Raw genomic sequence first — 19,813 nt, 5'->3', positions numbered from 1 at the left:
GAGGCATCCACAGCTGATCCGACACCCGCCCCCAGACTTCGACAAGGCCGCTCACAGACCGGCCGTCCAGGCGCGTGGAACGCACAAAAAAAATCGCGCTGGACTCGGCGGAGTCCAGCGCGATCTACGACGCACCCTGTTCATCTGGCAAAAACGCTTGGGCGTGAGCTCTGTTGGGGCAGAACCCGCGTCGCTTGGAGCTGTGGTGTGGACGCCTCGACGGGTTGGGGGATCCGTTGACTTGTCCGGTTATGCGATGACTCAGGCTTCACTGCGCTGCTGCGGGATACCCGCGAGCAGTGCGCGGACCTCAGCCTCGCGGTAACGACGGTGTCCTCCGAGCGTGCGGATGGACGTGAGCTTGCCGGCCTTCGCCCACCGCGTGACCGTCTTGGGGTCGACGCGGAACATCGTGGCGACCTCAGCGGGGGTCAGCAGCGGCTCGGCATCAGGGGTGCGAGCGGTCATGAGCGGCCTCCTCGGGAGAACCGAACCTTCTCGGTTCTTTCCTCTAAATTCTGCACCTTGACCCGCGTTGCCCGAAATGGCGGACGCGAGTCGAGTCGGTTATAGGACGAACGGCTTGTCCTCGGCACTACAACTACACCATCCGTCCAGCCGCGTCGGCCAAACCGATGGAATTGCCCTCCCAGGTGTTCATCAGCGACGGAAGCCGATGGACCATGCCATAGCGGACAGTCACGCCACTGTGACGATCAGTCACAGGGGCGATCAGGAGTCACCAGACGTCCTAAAAGAGTGCAATGCCGAGATTCCCCCCCAAAAGCGGGCGGAGGGAGCCCTCCCCCGGGCTCCTTGTCCTATTTTGACATGAGGAGGGGGAAGCGATGCAAGAGCCGGGTAAGTGCCGTCCGTCACGCTTGACACCCGTTGACGCATACGCCCGGATAGGGGCCTACGTCCTGGACGTGAGGGTTCTTCAGCGTGTGAGGACCATACGCGAGTTCGACCCCAAACCTGTGAGAGGCAGGTCACACCGGAGCGGGCGCCTTGAGAGCGCTCCCGGCCCGTCAGGCTCCCGCGCACGGGCCACGCCGGTACCGCCCGCCCGGGACCGCCGGCGCCGCGCCTCAGTTCGACGAGCGCCGGTCCCTGACGGACCGCCAGCGCTCCACCAGCCGGCCGTACGCCTCGCCCGCGGTCGGCCCGTCCCCGGTGCGCAGCGCCTCGATCCCCTCGGCCACGTCCGCGGCGGAGTGGTCGTCCTCCAGCTGACCGGCCGGCAGCGTGTGCACGAGCCCGCCGTAGTCCAGCTCGACCAGCGAGCGCGGATGGAACTCCTCCAGCCAGCGCCCCACGTCCACCAGGCCCTCGATGAGCGGCCCTTCGTCCAGCGCGTCCCTGAGCGTCCGCAGGGCCCGCGCCGTGCGCCGCCGTGCCTGCACCATCGGCGTCCGGTAGCGCAGCAGCGGCGCGGTCCCGCCCTGGCCCGTCCCCTTCTCGTACTCCCGCTCCTCGTCGGTGACGAGCACGAACCAGTTCAGCGGCACCTGCCAGGTCGACGTGCGGATCCACGGGCGGGCGTCGGGGTTGCGCGCCAGCCAGCGCTCGTAGTCGAGGGCGGCCTGACGGCGCACCAGCGGCGGCAGCACCGCGTCCAGGACCGACGCGGGAAGCTCCTCGCCCAGCTCGTCCAGGGCCTGCCAGCCGCGCAGCCGGGTGCGCCAGGGGCAGACGCACACCACCCCGTCGACCTCGGCGACGAACGCGTCGCCGCTCTCGTGCACCGGCACGGGGATCGGCGGGGTGGGCAGCAGATCGGCCAGCGAGCGGCGCAGTTCGTCCTGGTAGGAGGGGCGCTCGGGGCGCCGGGCGTAGCGCGTCCAGTGGGCGCGCTCGGACTCGGGGAACGCGGCCAGCGGCTCGTACACCCGCAGGTACGACGTGTACGGGACGATCACCGCGGACACCTTCGGCACGCCTGCTCCCTCCCCCGTCGACCACAGGGAAAACCAGCGAGAACCACTCGGAACCTGAAGAGAAATCTATGCAAATCGAACCACGGCCGTACCCCGCCCGTAGGTGATCCTGACCACTGCGCCGAGGGCGGGTCGGCACAGGCTCTAGTCTCATTCCCACGGAGCCCGCCATCCGCACGGGCACCGCACCCAACCGCCGCTTTTTACCTGGGAGTCACCACAGTGACCGACGTAACCGGCGCGCCTGCTGATGTACTGCACACCCTGTTCCACTCGGATCAGGGCGGTCATGAGCAAGTCGTGCTCTGCCAGGACCGCGCCAGCGGCCTCAAGGCCGTCATCGCCATCCACTCCACCGCCCTGGGCCCCGCCCTCGGCGGCACGCGCTTCTACCCGTACGCGAGCGAGCAGGAGGCCGTCGCCGACGCCCTCAACCTCGCGCGCGGGATGTCGTACAAGAACGCCCTGGCCGGGCTCGACCACGGCGGTGGCAAGGCCGTCATCATCGGCGACCCCGAGCAGATCAAGTCCGAGGAGCTGCTCCTCGCCTACGGCCGGTTCGTCGCCTCGCTCGGCGGCCGGTACGTCACCGCGTGCGACGTCGGCACCTATGTCGCCGACATGGACGTCGTGGCGCGTGAGTGCCGGTGGACGACCGGACGCTCCCCGGAGAACGGCGGCGCGGGCGACTCGTCGGTCCTGACCGCCTTCGGTGTCTTCCAGGGCATGCGCGCCTCCGCGCAGCACATGTGGGGCGACCCGACGCTGCGCGGCCGCAAGGTCGGCGTCTCCGGTGTCGGCAAGGTGGGCCACCACCTGGTCGACCACCTGCGCGAGGACGGCGCCGAGGTCGTGATCACGGATGTGCGGGCCGAGTCCGTGCGCCGGATCCTGGACCGGCACCCCTCGGGTGTCACGGCCGTCGCGGACACCGAGACGCTCATCCGCACCGAGGGCCTGGACATCTACGCGCCCTGCGCGCTGGGCGGCGCCCTCAACGACGACACCGTGCCGGTGCTCACGGCCCGGATCGTGTGCGGCGCGGCCAACAACCAGCTCGCGCACCCGGGCGTGGAGAAGGACCTCGCGGACCGCGGGATCCTGTACGCCCCCGACTACGTCGTGAACGCGGGCGGTGTCATCCAGGTCGCCGACGAGCTCCACGGCTTCGACTTCGACCGGTGCAGGACCAAGGCCGCGAAGATCTTCGACACCACGCTGGCCATATTCGCACGTGCGAAGCAGGACGGGATCCCGCCGGCCGCGGCGGCCGACCGGATCGCCGAGCAGCGGATGGCGGAGGCACGGCGTCACTGACGCCTGCCGAGGCCATAGGTGCTTGTCAGGGACCCGTCGGCGGCCGGTTGGGAGAGAACTCTCACGTCCGTCGGCGGGTCGGGCGCCAATAAGGGGTTAAAATCGCGGTTGACCAGCGAGGACAGGGCACCTCGCGGGTTCTGGGTGGAGGCGCGTGCTGCGGGCGACGTACCGTATGGGCGCGGGCTCAGGTACCGTGGAAGCCCTACGGACCGGTCTCTCCACGGAGAGTCCGTTCCAGATCATGAACGCGTGTCAAGACTCTGGGGCCGTCGAGCCCCGTATCCGAGGGGGTCGAGCCATGGGGCGCGGCCGGGCAAAGGCCAAGCAGACGAAGGTCGCCCGCCAGCTGAAGTACAGCAGCGGCGGGACTGACCTCTCGCGTCTGGCCAATGAGCTGGGCGCTTCGACTTCGAACCAGCCGCCGAATGGCGAGCCGTTCGAGGACGACGACGAGGAAGACGACCCGTACGCACAGTACGCGGATCTCTACAACGACGACGACGAGGACGAGGACGATCAGTCCGGGCCTCAGTCGCAACGTCGCGGCGCTTGACGCAACAGCGTCCCTCGCAGTTTCCGCGATCTCTTCTCGTAGCGGATCTCCTGGCGTGGGTTTCTGGCTGATCCCGCCTGGCGGCTTTCTCGTAGCGACTGCACCTCACCCGGTCCGGGGCCTCAGCGCCGGACCGGGTTTCGTGCTGCTTCGGGAGCCGGGGCCCGCGTGACCGCCGGCCCCGGCTCCCGTCGCCCGCTTCAGCTCGCGTAGTCGCCGATGAGCTCCGCGCCCGTCGTGTGGTCCCCGCGCTCGGTGATCTCACCGGCGACCCAGGCGTCCACTCCGCGGTCCGCGAGGACGGCGAGGGCGACCTCGGCCGACTCCTCGGGCACGATCGCCATCATGCCGACGCCCATGTTCAGCGTCTTCTCCAGCTCCAGACGCTCGACGTCGCCGGTCCTGCCGACCAGGTCGAAGACCGGTGCCGGGGTCCAGGTCCCGCGGTCGACCACGGCGTGCAGGCCGTCCGGGATCACACGGGCCAGGTTGGCCGCGAGACCGCCGCCGGTGATGTGGCTGAAGGCGTGCACCCGGGCGCTCTTCGTCAGCGTCAGGCAGTCCAGCGAGTAGATCTTGGTGGGCTCCAGGAGCTCCTCGCCGAGCGTGCGGCCGAACTCCTCGACGTGCTGGTCCAGGCGCAGATTCGCCCGGTCGAAGAGGACGTGCCGGACGAGCGAGTACCCGTTCGAGTGAAGACCGGAGGCCGCCATGGCGATGACCGCGTCACCCGTACGGATGCGATCCGGACCGAGCAGCTGATCGGCCTCGACCACGCCGGTGCCGGCGCCCGCGACGTCGAAGTCGTCCGGGCCGAGCAGACCGGGGTGTTCGGCCGTCTCACCGCCCACCAGGGCGCAGCCCGCGAGGACACAGCCCTCGGCGATGCCCTTCACGATGGCCGCGACCCGCTCCGGGTGGACCTTGCCCACACAGATGTAGTCGGTCATGAAGAGCGGCTCCGCGCCGCACACCACGATGTCGTCCATGACCATCGCCACGAGGTCGTGGCCGATGGTGTCGTACACGCCGAGCTGCCGGGCGATGTCGACCTTGGTGCCCACGCCGTCGGTGGCGGAGGCGAGCAGCGGGCGCTCGAAACGCTTGAGGGCCGAGGCGTCGAAGAGACCGGCGAAGCCGCCGAGGCCGCCCAGGACCTCCGGGCGCTGCGTCTTCTTCACCCACTCCTTCATCAGCTCTACGGCGCGGTCGCCCGCCTCGATGTCGACTCCGGCAGCCGCGTAGGACGCGCCGGAGGCACTGCCCGTCGCCGCAGGGGACTGATCAGACACAGAAGACATTGCCTGGGATCTTTCGGTTGGTGAAACGGGGCTCTGCGGCGCTACGGGCGACGGATGGCGTCAGCCGCGGCCGTGGCTGCGGGACCCGCGGCCAGCTCGGTCTCCAGGAGCTGCTTGCCGAGCAGTTCGGGGTCGGGAAGCTCCATCGGGTACTCGCCGTCGAAGCAGGCGCGGCACAGATTCGGCTTGTCGATCGTCGTGGCCTCGATCATCCCGTCGAGCGAGATGTACGAGAGCGAGTCGGCGCCGAGCGAGGTGCCGATCTCCTCGACGGTCATGCCGTTCGCGATCAGCTCGGCGCGGGTCGCGAAGTCGATGCCGAAGAAGCAGGGCCACTTCACGGGCGGGGAGGAGATCCGGATGTGGACCTCGGCCGCACCCGCCTCGCGGAGCATCCGGACCAGGGCGCGCTGGGTGTTGCCGCGCACGATCGAGTCGTCCACGACGACCAGACGCTTGCCCTTGATGACTTCCTTGAGCGGATTCAGCTTCAGGCGGATTCCGAGCTGGCGGATCGTCTGCGAGGGCTGGATGAAGGTCCGGCCGACATAGGCGTTCTTGACCAGGCCGGCGCCGAACGGGATGCCGGAGGCCTCCGCGTAACCGATCGCGGCGGGCGTCCCGGACTCCGGGGTCGCTATCACCAGGTCGGCCTCCACAGGGGCTTCCTTGGCGAGTTTGCGGCCCATCTCGACGCGCGAGAGGTACACGTTCCGGCCTGCGATGTCCGTGTCGGGACGGGCCAGGTAGACGTACTCGAAGATGCAGCCCTTGGGCTTCGCTTCCGCGAATCGCGAGGTCCGCAGACCGTTCTCGTCGATGGCGACGAACTCGCCCGGCTCGATCTCGCGCACATAGCTGGCGCCGCAGATGTCGAGGGCCGCGGACTCGGAGGCCACCACCCAGCCGCGCTCCAGGCGGCCGAGGACCAGCGGGCGGATGCCCTGCGGGTCACGGGCGGCGTACAGGGTGTGCTCGTTCATGAAGACGAGCGAGAAGGCGCCCATGACCTGCGGGAGGACCTTGGTGGAGGCCTCTTCTATGGTCAGCGGCTTGCCGTCGTCGTCGACCTGGGCCGCGAGGAGCGCGGTGAGCAGGTCGGTGTCGTTGGTGGCCGCCACACGAGTGGTGCGGCCTTCCTGCTTGGGCAGGTCGGCGACCATCTCGGCGAGCTGCGCCGTGTTGACGAGGTTGCCGTTGTGGCCGAGCGCGATGGAACCGTGCGCGGTGGCACGGAACGTCGGCTGGGCGTTCTCCCACACGGAGGCACCGGTGGTCGAGTAGCGGGCGTGACCGACCGCGATATGACCCTGGAGCGAACCGAGCGAGGTCTCGTCGAAGACCTGGGACACGAGGCCCATGTCCTTGAAGACGAGGATCTGGGAGCCGTTGCTGACCGCGATTCCCGCGGATTCCTGACCCCGATGCTGGAGGGCGTAGAGCCCGAAGTAAGTGAGCTTGGCGACCTCTTCGCCCGGAGCCCAGACACCGAAGACGCCGCAAGCGTCCTGGGGGCCTTTCTCACCGGGGAGCAGATCATGATTGAGTCGACCGTCACCACGTGGCACGGCACCGAGTGTAGGCGAGATCGACCACTGGTCCGAATTGGGGATACGGGCCCCGATGGGATCACTCGTCGGCCACCGCACTGACCACCGTGCCGTTCTTGCTGGTCAGCGCGATGCCGCGATGATCCAATGCGTAGGCGACCTTGCCGTCGAAGAGCCCCAGCAGCGTCTTCTCGGTCCTCATGAGTGAGTCTTGGCACATCATGCGGGTCGTCCGGGGCCTGCCGAGGGCGATATGTACGTCGTCGACGGTGGCGTGGCCGGAGGCATGGTTGCAGCCGAGCAGGGCCTCGAAGGTGCCGTCCTCGTGGAGGACGAAGTACGCGTTCGCCCCCTTCGGGAGCGGCTGGGAGACGTTGTCGTCACCCAGTGCCGTGACCGTCCACCTCGTCCCCCGCAGGGGTGCGTCCTTCTCCTCGGCGAGGCCGATCCGGTCGCCGTTGTCGGCGGTGAGCGTCAGCCGGCGGCCTTCGGCCTTCGCCGTGAACGGGCCCTTGTCCGCGAAGGCCCGGCCCAGGCTCCGCTCGAAGTCCATCGGACCCTTCGCGCAGGCCATGTCCGTCGTCCGGAGGTCGCCGAAGTCGACACGGTCACCCGTGAGGACGGCCTTCGAGCCGAACCCGTTGCAGCCGAGGTTGCCGCTGACGCGGCCGTCGTTCCCGATCCGCAGATACGCCCCCGCGGGCGCTCGTGTGGTCTTCCCTCCCACGGTGAGGTTGTCGACCGTCCAGTGCACTCCGGTCAGCGGCGCCGTCTCCGTCCGGGCTGAACCGCTCCCCGCCGTCTGGGCACCGCACGCGGCGGCGAGGGGCAGCAGGGTCAGGACACCGAGGGTCATTCGCTGCTTGTCCATGCAGATGTGACGGGAGGGTCGGGCGACCGGTTCCCCCGGGCGTGGGGCGGGAAGCCCGCGCAGGTGGCGCGTGCGGGCTGTCCCATCAGCGCGCAGGCTGTCCCTTCAGCGCGCGGGCTATCCCATCAGCGGGAGCAGGCCGCCGAGGTCGGCGCGCTCGCCGCTCGCGCTGACCTTCGCCTCGTCCAGCGCGGCCTTCCATTCCGTGCGGCCCGTCGCGAGCCGGATCCAGGTCAGCGGGTCGGTCTCGACGACGTTCGGCGGGGTGCCACGGGTGTGCCGGGGTCCTTCCACGCACTGCACGACGGCGTACGGCGGGATCCGGACCTCGGTCGACGCGCCGGGCGCCTTCACGGCGAGGGTGTCGGCGAGCAGCCGGGTGCAGGCGGCGAGGGCCTGCCGGTCCAGGGGGATGTCGGTACCGGCTGCGCGGTTCAGGTCGTCGGTGTGGACGACGAGTTCGACGGTGCGGGTGACGAGGTAGTCGGCGAGGGTCATCGCCCCGGCGGGCACGCCGAGCAGCCGGTCGTCGGGGGCCGTGGCCAGGTGCTCGGTGATCCGCGCGCCGACGACGGCGTAGAGCGCGTCGAGGTCGGGGTGGGCGGCGGCGAGTGCGCGCGTGCCGTCGGCGATCTTCCCGGAGCGGGATGCCGTCCCGAACGGCCATTCCAGCAACCCGAGTTCCTTCGCGGCGGGCGCGGCCAGGTCGAGATGCCGGCTCACGACGTCGAGCGACATCGTGATGTGCGCGGCCAACTCCCGTACGCTCCAGTCCCCGAGCCGCGCGGGCCGCGCCAACTGCTCCTCGTTCAGGGCGCGTACACCCTCCCGCACGTTCCCGAACTGCGCGAGCACCGCCGCGCGGGTCTTGGCCGAGTCGTACGTCCGTGTGCGCTTCTTGACCGGGGGCATGGCTGGGAGCCTACGCCTTGGCGGCATGACCGTTCAGGCGCCGGGACGGGCCGGGCACCGGAGCGGTGACGCTTCGCGCCGAAGCAAGAACTACGTCCGTCGAACCGAGAAGCCCCCGCCCGGATCCGCATCCGGGCGGGGGCTTCGCCGTACGAGCCGTAGAGCCCGTACAAGCCCATAGGGGCTGAACCGGCTACGCCAGCAGCGCCGGGATCGTGCCCTCGTGCGCCGTGCGCAGCTCGGTCAGGGAGAGCGCGAACTCGCCCTGGACCTCGACCACGGCGGCCTCGGACTCCGTGCCGTCGACGACACCGATACGGGTGACGGGCAGACCCCGGGCACCGCACATGTCGTTGAAGCGGAGCTCCTCCGAGCGCGGGACGGCGACGACCGCGCGGCCCGCCGACTCCGAGAACAGGAAGGTGAACGCGTCGAGACCGTCGGGGACGATCAGGCGCGCGCCCTTGCGGCCCTGCAGCGCCGACTCGACCACGGCCTGGACCAGACCGCCGTCGGACAGGTCGTGCGCGGAGTCGATCATGCCGTCGCGGGAGGCCGAGATGAGGATCTCGGCGAGCAGCCGCTCGCGCTCCAGGTCGACCTTCGGCGGCAGACCGCCGAGGTGGTCGTGGACGACCTGCGACCAGGCCGAGCCGCCGAACTCCTCGCGGGTGTCACCGAGCAGGTAGAGGAGCTGGCCCTCTTCCTGGAAGGCGACCGGGGTGCGGCGGGCGACGTCGTCGATGACGCCCAGCACGGCCACGACCGGAGTCGGGTGGATGGCGGCCTCACCGGTCTGGTTGTACAGCGAGACGTTGCCGCCGGTCACCGGGGTGCCGAGCTGCTGGCAGGCGTCGGCCAGTCCGCGGATCGCCTCGGCGAACTGCCACATGACGGCCGGGTCCTCGGGCGAGCCGAAGTTCAGGCAGTCGGAGACGGCGAGCGGCTTGGCGCCGGTCGTCGCGACGTTGCGGTAGGCCTCGGAGAGGGCGAGCTGCGCACCGGCGTACGGGTCCAGCTTGGCGTAGCGGCCGTTGCCGTCGGTGGCGATGGCGACGCCGAGTCCGGTCTCCTCGTCGATGCGGATCATGCCTGAGTCCTCGGGCTGCGCCAGCACCGTGTTGCCCTGCACGAAGTGGTCGTACTGGGAGGTGATCCAGGACTTGGAGGCCTGGTTCGGGGAGGAGACGAGCCTGAGGACCTGGTCCTTCAGCTCCTCGCCCGTCGTCGGGCGGGGCAGCTTGCCGGCGTCGTCGGCCTGGAGCGCGTCCTGCCAGGACGGACGGGCGTAGGGACGCTCGTAGACCGGGCCGTCGTGCGCGACCGTGCGCGGGTCGACGTCGACGATCTTGCCGCCGTGCCAGAAGATCTCCAGCCGGTCGCCGTCGGTGACTTCACCGATGACGGTGGCGATGACGTCCCACTTGTCGCAGATCTCCAGGAACCGGTCGACCTTCTCCGGCTCGACGACCGCGCACATGCGTTCCTGCGACTCGCTCATGAGGATCTCCTCGGGCGAGAGCGTGGAGTCGCGCAGCGGCACGTCGTCCAGGGTGACGCGCATGCCGCCGGAGCCGTTGGACGCCAGCTCGCTCGTGGCGCAGGACAGACCGGCCGCGCCGAGGTCCTGGATGCCGACGACCAGCTTCTCGGCGAAGGCCTCCAGGGTGCACTCGATGAGGAGCTTCTCCTGGAAGGGGTCGCCGACCTGGACGGCGGGACGCTTCGACGGCTTGGCGTCGTCGAAGGTCTCCGAGGCGAGGATCGACGCGCCGCCGATGCCGTCGCCGCCCGTGCGGGCCCCGTACAGGATGACCTTGTTGCCGGTGCCGGACGCCTTCGCGAGGTGGATGTCCTCGTGCCGCATGACGCCGATGGCACCGGCGTTGACCAGCGGGTTGCCCTGGTAGCAGGCGTCGAAGACGACCTCGCCGCCGATGTTCGGCAGACCCAGGCAGTTGCCGTAGCCGCCGATGCCCGCGACGACGCCCGGCAGGACGCGCTTGGTGTCGGGGTGGTCGGCCGCGCCGAAGCGCAGCGGGTCGACGACGGCCACCGGCCGGGCGCCCATCGCGATGATGTCGCGGACGATGCCGCCGACACCGGTCGCGGCACCCTGGTAGGGCTCGACGTACGACGGGTGGTTGTGCGACTCGACCTTGAAGGTGACCGCGTAGCCCTGGCCGACGTCGACGACACCGGCGTTCTCGCCGATGCCGACGAGCAGCGCGTCGGACTGCGGGGCCTTCTCGCCGAACTGGCGGAGGTGGACCTTCGAGGACTTGTAGGAGCAGTGCTCGGACCACATGACGGAGTACATGGCCAGCTCGGCGCCGGTCGGGCGGCGGCCGAGGATCTCGACGACGCGCTCGTACTCGTCCTTCTTCAGGCCCAGTTCGGCCCAGGGCAGCTCGACGTCGGGGGTCGCGGCCGCGTGCTCGACCGTGTCCAGAGGCGTGCGGCTCATGCGTTGACCAGCTTCTTGAGGATCGAGGTGAAGAAGGGGAGGCCGTCGGTGCGGCCGGACCCGACCAGGGGCTCGACGGCGTGCTCCGGGTGCGGCATCAGACCGACGACGTTGCCCGCCGCGTTCGTGATGCCGGCGATGTCGCGCAGCGAGCCGTTCGGGTTACCGCATCCATCACTGGCTTCGCCACGGACCACGTAGCGGAACGCGACCCGGCCTTCGGCCTCCAGCATGTCGAGCGTGTGCTCGTCGGCGACGTACCGCCCGTCCATGTTCTTCAGCGGGATGTGGATCTCCTGGCCGGCCTCGTAGTCGGCGGTCCAGGCGGTCCCCGCGTTCTCCACCCGCAGCTTCTGGTCGCGGCAGATGAAGTGGAGGTGGTTGTTGCCGAGCATCGCACCGGGAAGAAGGTGCGCCTCGGTGAGGACCTGGAAGCCGTTGCAGATGCCGAGAACCGGCATTCCGGACTTCGCCTGCTCGATGACGGTCTCCATCACCGGCGAGAAGCGCGAGATGGCACCCGCCCGCAGATAGTCGCCGTACGAGAAACCGCCGGGCAGCACGACGGCGTCGACCTGCTTGAGGTCCTTGTCCTTGTGCCAGAGGGCTACGGGCTCGGCGCCGGCCAGCCTGATCGCGCGCTGCGTGTCGCGGTCGTCGAGGCTGCCCGGAAAGGTGACGACTCCAATACGAGCGGTCACTTTCCGGCCTCCGCGACTTCCTCGACCTTGACGGTGAAGTCCTCGATCACGGTGTTGGCGAGGAAGGATTCCGCCAGTTCATGGATGCGGGCGAGCGCGGCGTCGTCCACCGGCCCGTCCACTTCGAGTTCGAATCGCTTTCCCTGACGGACGTCGGAGACACCTTCGAAACCGAGGCGCGGCAGTGCACGCTGCACCGCCTGGCCCTGGGGGTCGAGGATCTCCGGCTTGAGCATGACGTCGACTACGACGCGTGCCACTGGCACTCCCGGTGTGTGGTGCTGAGCAGGTCCCTTCAGACTACCCGTACAAAATTTCTACTCGCGTAGATTCGTAGAATCCTACGTGACCCCGATCACGATCACGCATCAGCCCGGGGGCATGCACGGAAAATCCTGGGAAAAACCGCAGAAGAACGGCAGGGGCCCATTGCCATCGGACACGCGGAGGGATTTAGTCGGGCTTCACAATGCAATGCCGGGCACTGTACAAATGAATTGGCAATAGCCGATACTTTGCTCGATAACAGCCGGACAGCCGACATCTCCCTGACAACTCCGTGACGTCAGCGCACGTCATGACCGTTGATCGCGAAGGTGTCGCACGAAGGGACCGATATTCGTGGCGCAGCGTGTCGTGGTCACTCTCTTTGACGACATCGACGGCTCGGAAGCGGCGGAGACGATCGCCTTCGGACTCGACGGCAAGTCGTACGAGATCGACCTCAATCGAGCCAACGCCGAGGACCTGCGCAAGGCCCTCGAGCCGTACGTCGAGGCCGGCCGCAAGCGGTCGAAGTCCGGGAAGGCGTACACGCACACCGCGTTGACGCCCGATCCCGCGGCGGTCCGCGCCTGGGCCCGTTCCAACAAGATGGACGTGCCGCCGCGCGGCCGGATCCCCAAGAAGGTCTACGAGGCGTTCGCCGAGTCGCACTGAGCCGGCACCCGGCCGCGGACCGAGCCGGGCACCCCGCCGGGGTGCCCCCGGACCCCTCCACCGGACCCCCGAAGAACCGACTTGCGCTGACCCCCGCCCGATCGGCTAGAGTCTGGAACACGCCGAGGGGCAAGGCCGAAAAGCCGGAACCCGAAGGTCGTGCGGGTGTAGTTCAGTAGCAGAACATCCCCCTTCCAGGGGGAAGGCGCAGTGTGCAATTCCTGTCACCCGCTCTGCATCGCTCACCGATCGCTTGCCGATCAGGTAGGGTGGTGCTCGCGCCGATCGGTGGAAGCCGGTCGGAGGCAATGCGGACGTAGCTCAGTTGGTAGAGCGCAACCTTGCCAAGGTTGAGGTCGCCAGTTCGAACCTGGTCGTCCGCTCAGCGAAGTAAAGGCCCCGGTCAGTCGACCGGGGCCTTTCTCGTATCCCCGTACGCGATATCCCCGTGCGCGTCGGCGTCCTCACGACGGGATGCCCAAGCCGTCTGACATTTGTCATGCCGAGTGATGACAACGCGCACTGCTGCCGGGCCCCGTCCCCGCCGACGCTGATTCCATGAACACGAGCGAGCACGACGACGTGATCGAGGTCACTGATCTGCGGCGTGTGTACGGGGGCGGCACAAGAGATTTCGAGGCGGTGCGCGGAGTCACCTTCTCCGTGGGCCGCGGTGAGATCTTCGCGCTCCTCGGCACCAACGGCGCGGGCAAGACCTCCACCGTCGAACTGATCGAGGGCCTGGCTCCCCCGGCCGCCGGGCGCGTGCGCGTCCTCGGGCACGATCCGTACGCGGACCGGGCCGCCGTACGGCCCCGTATCGGCGTGATGCTTCAGGAAGGCGGCTTCCCGTCCGAGCTGACGGCCGCCGAGACCGCACGGATGTGGGCGGCGTGCACCAGCGGCGCCCGGCCCGCCGGAGAGGCCCTGGACAGGGTCGGACTCGGGCACCGCTCGGACGTCCGCGTGAAGCAGTTGTCCGGCGGCGAGAAGCGGCGGTTGGACCTGGCGCTCGCGCTCCTCGGCGACCCCGAGGTCCTCTTCCTCGACGAACCCACGACCGGGCTCGACGTGGAAGGCCGCCGAAACACCTGGGAGTTGGTCCGCGAACTGCGCGACGACGGGACCACGGTCCTGCTGACCACCCACTATCTGGAAGAGGCGGAGGCGCTCGCCGACCGGCTGGCGATCCTGCACGAAGGACGCGTCGCGGCCGTCGGCACCCCGGCCGAGGTGACCGCCTCCCAGCCGTCGCACGTCTCCTTCGAGCTGCCCGACGGCTACTTCCCCGGCGACCTGCCCCCGCTGCCGGAACTCGGGGTGAGCGGCCACGAGGCGACGGGCCGGACGATCCGGCTGCGGACCGGCGAACTCCAGCGGACGGCCACGGCCCTGCTGGTGTGGGCCGAGCGGGCCCGCGTCGAGCTGCGGGGGCTCGACGTGCGCTCGGCCTCCCTGGAGGAGGCGTTCCTGCGGATCTCGCGGGAGGCGGCGCACGGCGTGGACGGGACGAGGACGACCGCGGACACGCGCAAGGCGCGCGGGAAGGGAACGGCGGCATGAGCGGAACAGCGGTCACCACCGGTGCCGGCACGGCCGGGACCACGGCCGCCGGCCGGATCAGAGCACTGGCACGCGCCGAACTGACGCTGCTGGGCCGCACCAGGGCGACCCTGGCCGCGGCGCTGTTCGTCCCGCTGGTCATGCCGTTCACGCTCCGCTCGACCCTGGACACGATGCGTCTGAAGGACGCCGGACTCACGGTCGGCTCGGTCCTGCTCCCCTCCTCCATCGGCTTCGCGCTCCTCTTCGCCGTCTACGGCTCCCTGGCGAGCGTGTACGCGGCACGCCGGGAGGAACTCGTCCTCAAGCGGCTGCGCACCGGGGAACTGCGGGACCTGGAGATCCTCGCGGGCGCCGCACTGCCCTCGGTCGCGATCGGTATCGCCCAGTGCCTCGTCCTGACCGTCGCCTGCCGGGCGGCACTCGGCGTCGGGATGCCCGAGAAACCCCAACTCGTCCTGCTCGGGCTGCTGTCCGCGTTCGTCACCTGGCCGGCGCTCGCGGCCGTCACCGCGAGCTTCAGCAGGAGCGTGGAGGGCGCCCAGGTCGCGGCCACACCCCTGACCCTGCTGTCGCTGGCCGGCTCGGGGACCTTCATCCCCCTCGAAATGCTGCCGGACGGCATGGCCCGGTTCTGCGAACTGCTGCCTCTCACCCCGGTGATCACCCTGATCCGCGGCGGCTGGACCGGACACCTCTCCGCCCACGACACCCTCGGTGCCCTCGCCATGGCGGTGGCCTGGACCGTGATCGCGGTGTTTGCTGTACGACGGTGGTTCCGCTGGGAGCCGCGGCGGTGACCACGGACACGGGGGTGGGCATGGGCAGGCCGTCCGGCTGGTGGCGGGGCAAGAGCACACCGGCGAAGGTCGAGACGTACACCCGGTGGTCGTTCCACTTCTTCGCCCTGCTCGAAGCGATCTCGATCGGACTGCCCGTCTTCGGGAACATGCCGGCGGCCCGGTCCTGGACGGTGTTCCTGCTGGTGTGCGGGCACTCGGTGTGCTGCGCGGTGGCCGCCTCGCGGGCACTGGACTGGACGCGCGGCACCCGGGAACAGCCCCGCGGGACCCTGCTGGCACTGGCCGCGAGCACCTGTGTGACGGCCGTCGTGGGAGCCGTCCTCTCGGGCACCCCCTGGCGCCCGGCGAGCGACGGCGAGTTCCTCGTCGCCTCCTCGCTGCTCGTCGGCGTCACGGCGTTCGGCACGGGCACGGTCGCGCTCGGGACCCGTGACAGACGCCGGATGACGTACGTCGTGCTCGGCGCGGCCGCGGGTGCCGGCGCGCTCTCCCTGCCCCTCGGCTTCCCGGGCCCCGCCGCGCCGGTCACCGCCCTCCTCGTCCTGCTGACCGCCGGTTTCCTCACCTTCACCGCGGCGTTCTCCGTCTGGCTCCTCAACGCCGTCTACGAACTCGACGCGGCCCGCGAGACCCGCGCCCGGCTCGCCGTCGCCGAGGAACGGCTGCGCTTCGGCCGCGATCTGCACGACGTGATGGGACGCAACCTCGCGGTGATCGCCCTCAAGAGCGAACTCGCCGTGCAGCTGGCCCGGCGCGGACGGTCCGAGGCCCTGGACCAGATGACCGAGGTGCAGCGGATCGCGCGGGAGTCCCAGCGGGAGGTGCGCGAGGTGGTACGGGGGTATCGCGACGCCGATCTGGCCAACGAACTGGCGGGCGCACAGGGCGTGTTGACGGCCGCGGGCATCGACTGCGCCATCACCGGCACGGCCGCGGAGCTGCCGGCGCAGGTCCAGTCGACGCTCGGCTGGGTCGTGCGGGAGGCGACCACCAACGTGCTGCGGCACGGGAACGCCAGGAAGTGCGCGCTGTCCCTGCGGGTGACGCGGGAGCGGGTGACGCTCACCGTCGAGAACGACGGGGTGCCGCGGGAGGCCGGACCGGGAGCCGGGCCGGACGGCGGCTCCGGGCCGAGGAGAGGCAGCGGGCTCGTGGGACTGAGGGAGCGGCTGGAGGAGGTGGACGGGGTGCTGCGGGCCGGCGCGAGCGAAGGAGTGTTCCGGCTGACGGCGGAAGTGCCGCTGCGGCCCTCCCCGGACACCCGCGGGGACACTCCCGGGAAACCGGCCCCGGGAAGCGACGAGGCGCCACGGGAGTCGCCGGTCCCGCCGGTTCCGCACCCGATGAGAGAGGCCACCCGATGAGAGAGGCCACCCCATGACTTCCGTGCCGCCCGGCGCGCCGGCGCCCGATGCTCCCGTACGACTGCTGCTCGCCGACGACGAACACCTGATCCGGGGAGCGCTGGCCGCGCTGCTCGGGCTGGAGGACGACCTGGTCGTGGTGGCCGAGGCGGCGACCGGACCGGAGGCACTGGCGATGGCGCGGGCGCACGGGCCCGATGTCGCCGTCCTGGACCTCCAGATGCCGGGAGCCGACGGTGTGAGCGTGGCCACATCCCTGCGGGCCGAACTGCCCGGCTGCCAGGTGCTGATCGTGACGAGTCACGGACGGCCGGGACATCTGAAGCGGGCGCTCGCCGCGGGTGTGCGCGGGTTCGTCCCGAAGACGGTCAGCGCGCGACGGCTTGCGGAGATCATCCGTACCATCCACGCGGGAAACCGTTATGTGGACCCGGAGTTGGCCGCCGACGCGATCTCCGCGGGGGACTCGCCGCTGACCGCGCGCGAGGCCGAGGTGCTCGAATTCGCCGCCGACGGGGCACCCGTGGCGGAGATCGCGGAGCGGGCCGCGCTGTCCCAGGGGACGGTGCGGAACTATCTGTCGTCGGCCGCGTCCAAGCTGGGCGCGGAGAACCGACACGCTGCGGTGCGTCTCGCACGGGAGCGAGGTTGGGTATAGTAGCTGTCGCACCACGGCGCACGCGGACGTAGCTCAGTTGGTAGAGCGCAACCTTGCCAAGGTTGAGGTCGCCAGTTCGAACCTGGTCGTCCGCTCCAAAAAGAAGCCCCCGACTTCGGTCGGGGGCTTCTTCGTGTCCACGGGCCCGGCCGGCGGCCGGGCCCGTGGACACGGGTCAGGACCAGCTGACGCCCGTCAGACGCTCGTACGCCTCGATGTACTTGGCGCGGGTGGCCTCCACGACGTGCTCGGGCAGAGCGGGCGGCGGCTGCTCGCTCCTGCGGTCCCAGCCCGACTCGGCGGAGGTCAGCCAGTCGCGGACGTACTGCTTGTCGAAGGACGGCTGCGCGTGGCCCGGCTCCCACCCGTCGGCGGGCCAGAAGCGCGAGGAGTCCGGGGTCAACACCTCGTCGGCGAGGACGAGCGTCTCGCCCTCGTAGCCGAACTCGAACTTGGTGTCCGCGAGGATGATGCCCCGGTCGCGGGCGATGTCGCGGGCACGGCCGTAGATGGCGAGGGTCGCCTGGCGCAGCTCGGCGGCGGTGTCGGCGCCGACCTGGCGCGCGACCTCCTCGTACGAGACGTTCTCGTCGTGCTCGCCGACCGCGGCCTTGGTGGCCGGGGTGAAGATCGGCGCGGGGAGCTCCGAGCCGTCGACGAGACCCTCGGGGAGCGCGAGACCGCAGACCGTGCGGGTCTCGTCGTACTCGACGAGGCCCGAGCCGGTCAGATAGCCGCGGGCCACGCATTCGACCGGAGCCATCCGCAGGGACTTGCAGATCAGGGTGCGCCCGGCCCAGTCGGCCGGGGCGCCCGGCGGGAGTTCGGTGCTCAGCACGTGGTTGGGCGCCAGTTCGGAGAGCTGGTCGAACCACCACAGGGAGAGCCGGGTGAGGGTGCGGCCCTTGTCGGGGATCTCGGTGGGGAGCACCCAGTCGTAGGCGGAGATGCGGTCGCTGGCGACCATCACGAGGTCGCCCGCCTCGTTCTGGTACAGATCGCGCACCTTGCCGGTGTGCAGATGTACCAGACCCGGCACCTGAAGGGGCTCGGGCTTTTCGACGAATCCGGACACGGTTCCTCCCCGTGGTTCTGTACAAGTGACTCGATTCTCCCGTACGGGACGAGCTGCTGTGGACAGGGGGCGGACCGAGCGGGTGCGGGCGCGCGTGGCGGGGGGTGCGTCACGGCCTCCCCGCGGGGCTTTCTCAGTCGTGTTTGCAGATGCGGTCGAGGAGATTGGCGGTCGCCCGCTGGATACGGGGGTCCACGTGGCCGGGACGGTCGAGGGCCGGGGACCACGCGAACGTTCCGGACGCGAAGACCAGGGCGCCGGACGGGGCACGGTAGAGCGAGGTCTCCTGATGGCGCAGGACGCCCTCGCTGTCCGGGTACGGGGAGTGCGCCAGCAGGATCCGGTCCTGGTGCTCCGGCAGTGCGGTGCGCGGGAAGTAACGGTCCGCCTCGCCCGCGACCATGCCCTCCACCTCGTCGCCGTCGTGCGCCCCGGTCGCCTCCCACAGCCAGTGGTCGGCGTTGCGGACGATCAGGGGGGACGGCTCGGGGACGCGCCCCGCGTACTGGATGCCGATGAGCTGCTGCTCCGGGCGGTCGATCTCGCGCCACAGGACGGGCTTGCCGGGGCCCCGGCGTTTCCGGCAGGTCAGCAGCCGGTCGGCGACACCCGACGGGGACGGCCCCAGCTCCACCTGCCAGTACATGGTGTTGGCGGAGAGGAAGACGAGCGAGGTGCCGTGCTCGCGGGCGAGTTCCGTGGTGCGGCGCATCTGCGGGGACCAGTACTCGTCGTGGCCCGGGAAGACCAGGCCCCGGTAGCGGGTGGGGTCGACGCGGCCGGCGTGCAGGTCGCGGGCGTCGGCGTAGGCGAGGTCGTAGCCGTAGCGCTCGGCCCAGCGGATGAAGTCGTAGGCGTGACCCACGTGGAGGGGCAGGCCAGCGCCCGCGTACGGGCGGTCGAAGGAGACGGTGGTCGCGGCGTCGGCCTCGCCGAGGAGCCGGCCGCTCTCGTCCCACGCGTGGTACAGGCTGGCGCCGGTGTGGCCGTCCTCCGGGTACAGGTTGTACGCCTGCCAGGTGATGTCCGGGAGCAGGAGGAGCAGATCGGCCGTCTGGTGGTCGCGGACGGTGAAGGGGACGTGCGAGCGGTAGCCGTCGAGGGTGGTCAGGACGGCGACGTAGGCGCCGACGTTCCAGTAGGTCGGGATCTGGAGGCGCCAGGACAGCCACCAGTGGTGGCAGGAGACCGTGCGGTCGGCGGTGAGCGGCGGCGGCTGGACGATCCCGGAGAGCCGGGGGCTCGTGGTGATCTTGCTGGCGCCGTCGCCGCCGTAGTGGCCGATGCGGTAGATGTCGACGCTGAACTCCTGCGGCGGGTCGACCGTCACATGGAAGTCGATGGACTCGCCCGGAGCGGCGGCCCCCGTGCTGGTGAAGCCCTTGATCTGACGGTGGACGTCGTCGGCGGAGCGCGGACCTCCGGGACCGGTGCGCACACGGGTGCGGGAGGTGGACCGCGGCGCCGGGATCCGGGAGGCGGCCGCCGGCTGCGGCGGCTGGGGCGCGTCGGTGTCCACGTACCAGGGGACGACGTGGCCGGTGTCGTCGAAATAGGTCTCGCTGCCGCGGAGCCAGGGAACGGGTCCCAGGCCGAAGGGATCCGTGACGGCGTGCGCGAGTGCTCCCGACTCCCAGCGGCGGATCTGCTCCGATCCCATGCCCGCACCCCTCCTTCGTGCCCCCGTCGTACTGGCAAGCCCTTGCGCCGTGCTCGATCGGTCCCAGCACATCACATTACGCACGCAGTCCGTCACCGTTCGTCGCGAATTGGCGTGAGTGGAACGGGCCGCTCCG

The 19,813-nt window shown here is 70.0% G+C and carries 18 protein-coding genes and 3 tRNA genes; 10 read left to right on the top strand and 11 right to left on the bottom strand.

What is annotated here, in order from left to right:
- Positions 1-261: 261 nt before the first annotated feature.
- Both bldC and OG780_RS22180 read right to left on the bottom strand, forming a co-directional pair.
- Positions 262-468 (bottom strand): developmental transcriptional regulator BldC, encoded by a 207-nt coding sequence (gene bldC, locus OG780_RS22185; protein ID WP_003949541.1) that lies wholly within the window; start codon positions 466-468, stop codon positions 262-264.
- Between the two features lie 623 nt (positions 469-1,091).
- Positions 1,092-1,940, bottom strand: a complete 849-nt coding sequence (locus tag OG780_RS22180; RefSeq protein ID WP_328450778.1) for a hypothetical protein — start codon at positions 1,938-1,940, stop codon at positions 1,092-1,094.
- Between the two features lie 222 nt (positions 1,941-2,162).
- Between OG780_RS22180 and OG780_RS22175 the strand changes: the two genes are divergently transcribed.
- Both OG780_RS22175 and OG780_RS22170 read left to right on the top strand, forming a co-directional pair.
- The gene (locus OG780_RS22175) at positions 2,163-3,257 is read left to right on the top strand and encodes a Leu/Phe/Val dehydrogenase (protein WP_328450776.1); all 1,095 of its coding nucleotides are present in this window, start codon (positions 2,163-2,165) and stop codon (positions 3,255-3,257) included.
- A gap of 301 nt (positions 3,258-3,558) precedes the next feature.
- Positions 3,559-3,813, top strand: a complete 255-nt coding sequence (locus tag OG780_RS22170; RefSeq protein WP_328450774.1) for a DUF3073 domain-containing protein — start codon at positions 3,559-3,561, stop codon at positions 3,811-3,813.
- Positions 3,814-4,013: 200 nt separating this feature from the next.
- Here the strand turns inward: OG780_RS22170 and purM are convergent, their stop codons facing one another.
- The 7 genes from purM to purS form a co-directional block, all read right to left on the bottom strand.
- Complete coding sequence (purM, locus tag OG780_RS22165; protein WP_443062191.1) at positions 4,014-5,114, bottom strand: phosphoribosylformylglycinamidine cyclo-ligase; 1,101 nt, start codon at positions 5,112-5,114, stop codon at positions 4,014-4,016.
- A 41-nt stretch (positions 5,115-5,155) separates the two neighbouring features.
- Positions 5,156-6,682, bottom strand: a complete 1,527-nt coding sequence (purF, locus tag OG780_RS22160; protein ID WP_328450770.1) for an amidophosphoribosyltransferase — start codon at positions 6,680-6,682, stop codon at positions 5,156-5,158.
- A gap of 61 nt (positions 6,683-6,743) precedes the next feature.
- Entirely contained in the window at positions 6,744-7,535 is a 792-nt protein-coding gene (locus OG780_RS22155) for an META domain-containing protein (protein ID WP_328450768.1), read from the bottom strand.
- A gap of 117 nt (positions 7,536-7,652) precedes the next feature.
- Complete coding sequence (locus OG780_RS22150) at positions 7,653-8,447, bottom strand: maleylpyruvate isomerase family mycothiol-dependent enzyme (RefSeq protein ID WP_328450767.1); 795 nt, start codon at positions 8,445-8,447, stop codon at positions 7,653-7,655.
- 193 nt (positions 8,448-8,640) lie between these two features.
- The gene (purL, locus tag OG780_RS22145) at positions 8,641-10,914 is read right to left on the bottom strand and encodes a phosphoribosylformylglycinamidine synthase subunit PurL (protein WP_328450765.1); all 2,274 of its coding nucleotides are present in this window, start codon (positions 10,912-10,914) and stop codon (positions 8,641-8,643) included.
- Positions 10,911-11,615: a phosphoribosylformylglycinamidine synthase subunit PurQ gene (gene purQ / locus OG780_RS22140; RefSeq protein ID WP_328450764.1), complete on the bottom strand. Its 705-nt coding sequence runs from the start codon at positions 11,613-11,615 to the stop codon at positions 10,911-10,913. Before purQ ends, purL begins: the two co-directional genes overlap by 4 nt.
- The gene (purS, locus tag OG780_RS22135) at positions 11,612-11,875 is read right to left on the bottom strand and encodes a phosphoribosylformylglycinamidine synthase subunit PurS (protein WP_005482678.1); all 264 of its coding nucleotides are present in this window, start codon (positions 11,873-11,875) and stop codon (positions 11,612-11,614) included. The genes purQ and purS overlap by 4 nt, the downstream gene beginning before the upstream one ends.
- A 361-nt stretch (positions 11,876-12,236) precedes the next feature.
- On the opposite strand from purS, the gene OG780_RS22130 reads away from it, so the two are divergent.
- The 8 genes from OG780_RS22130 (at position 12,237) to OG780_RS22095 (ending at position 17,040) form a co-directional block, all read left to right on the top strand.
- The gene (locus OG780_RS22130) at positions 12,237-12,554 is read left to right on the top strand and encodes a histone-like nucleoid-structuring protein Lsr2 (RefSeq protein WP_328450762.1); all 318 of its coding nucleotides are present in this window, start codon (positions 12,237-12,239) and stop codon (positions 12,552-12,554) included.
- A gap of 161 nt (positions 12,555-12,715) precedes the next feature.
- Positions 12,716-12,787 (top strand) — tRNA-Gly (locus OG780_RS22125).
- Between the two features lie 77 nt (positions 12,788-12,864).
- Positions 12,865-12,937 (top strand) — tRNA-Gly (locus tag OG780_RS22120).
- Positions 12,938-13,112: 175 nt separating this feature from the next.
- Positions 13,113-14,117 (top strand): ABC transporter ATP-binding protein, encoded by a 1,005-nt coding sequence (locus OG780_RS22115; RefSeq protein ID WP_328450760.1) that lies wholly within the window; start codon positions 13,113-13,115, stop codon positions 14,115-14,117.
- Complete coding sequence (locus OG780_RS22110) at positions 14,114-14,917, top strand: ABC transporter permease (protein WP_328450758.1); 804 nt, start codon at positions 14,114-14,116, stop codon at positions 14,915-14,917. Before OG780_RS22115 ends, OG780_RS22110 begins: the two co-directional genes overlap by 4 nt.
- A gap of 20 nt (positions 14,918-14,937) precedes the next feature.
- Positions 14,938-16,284 (top strand): sensor histidine kinase, encoded by a 1,347-nt coding sequence (locus OG780_RS22105; protein WP_328458299.1) that lies wholly within the window; start codon positions 14,938-14,940, stop codon positions 16,282-16,284.
- A 13-nt stretch (positions 16,285-16,297) separates the two neighbouring features.
- Positions 16,298-16,942 (top strand): response regulator transcription factor, encoded by a 645-nt coding sequence (locus OG780_RS22100; RefSeq protein ID WP_328450756.1) that lies wholly within the window; start codon positions 16,298-16,300, stop codon positions 16,940-16,942.
- Positions 16,943-16,964: 22 nt separating this feature from the next.
- Positions 16,965-17,040 (top strand) — tRNA-Gly (locus tag OG780_RS22095).
- Between the two features lie 77 nt (positions 17,041-17,117).
- Here the strand turns inward: OG780_RS22095 and OG780_RS22090 are convergent.
- Positions 17,118-18,017 (bottom strand): phosphoribosylaminoimidazolesuccinocarboxamide synthase, encoded by a 900-nt coding sequence (locus tag OG780_RS22090; RefSeq protein ID WP_328450754.1) that lies wholly within the window; start codon positions 18,015-18,017, stop codon positions 17,118-17,120.
- A gap of 133 nt (positions 18,018-18,150) precedes the next feature.
- Positions 18,151-19,677: a N,N-dimethylformamidase beta subunit family domain-containing protein gene (locus OG780_RS22085; protein ID WP_328450752.1), complete on the bottom strand. Its 1,527-nt coding sequence runs from the start codon at positions 19,675-19,677 to the stop codon at positions 18,151-18,153.
- Positions 19,678-19,813 lie beyond the last annotated feature (136 nt).

The organism is Streptomyces sp. NBC_00386 (assembly GCF_036063235.1).
Classification (GTDB): Bacteria; Actinomycetota; Actinomycetes; order Streptomycetales; family Streptomycetaceae; genus Streptomyces.
The sequence above is the reverse complement of the archived record's forward strand: the minus strand, read 5'-3'. Positions and strand labels throughout refer to the sequence as shown.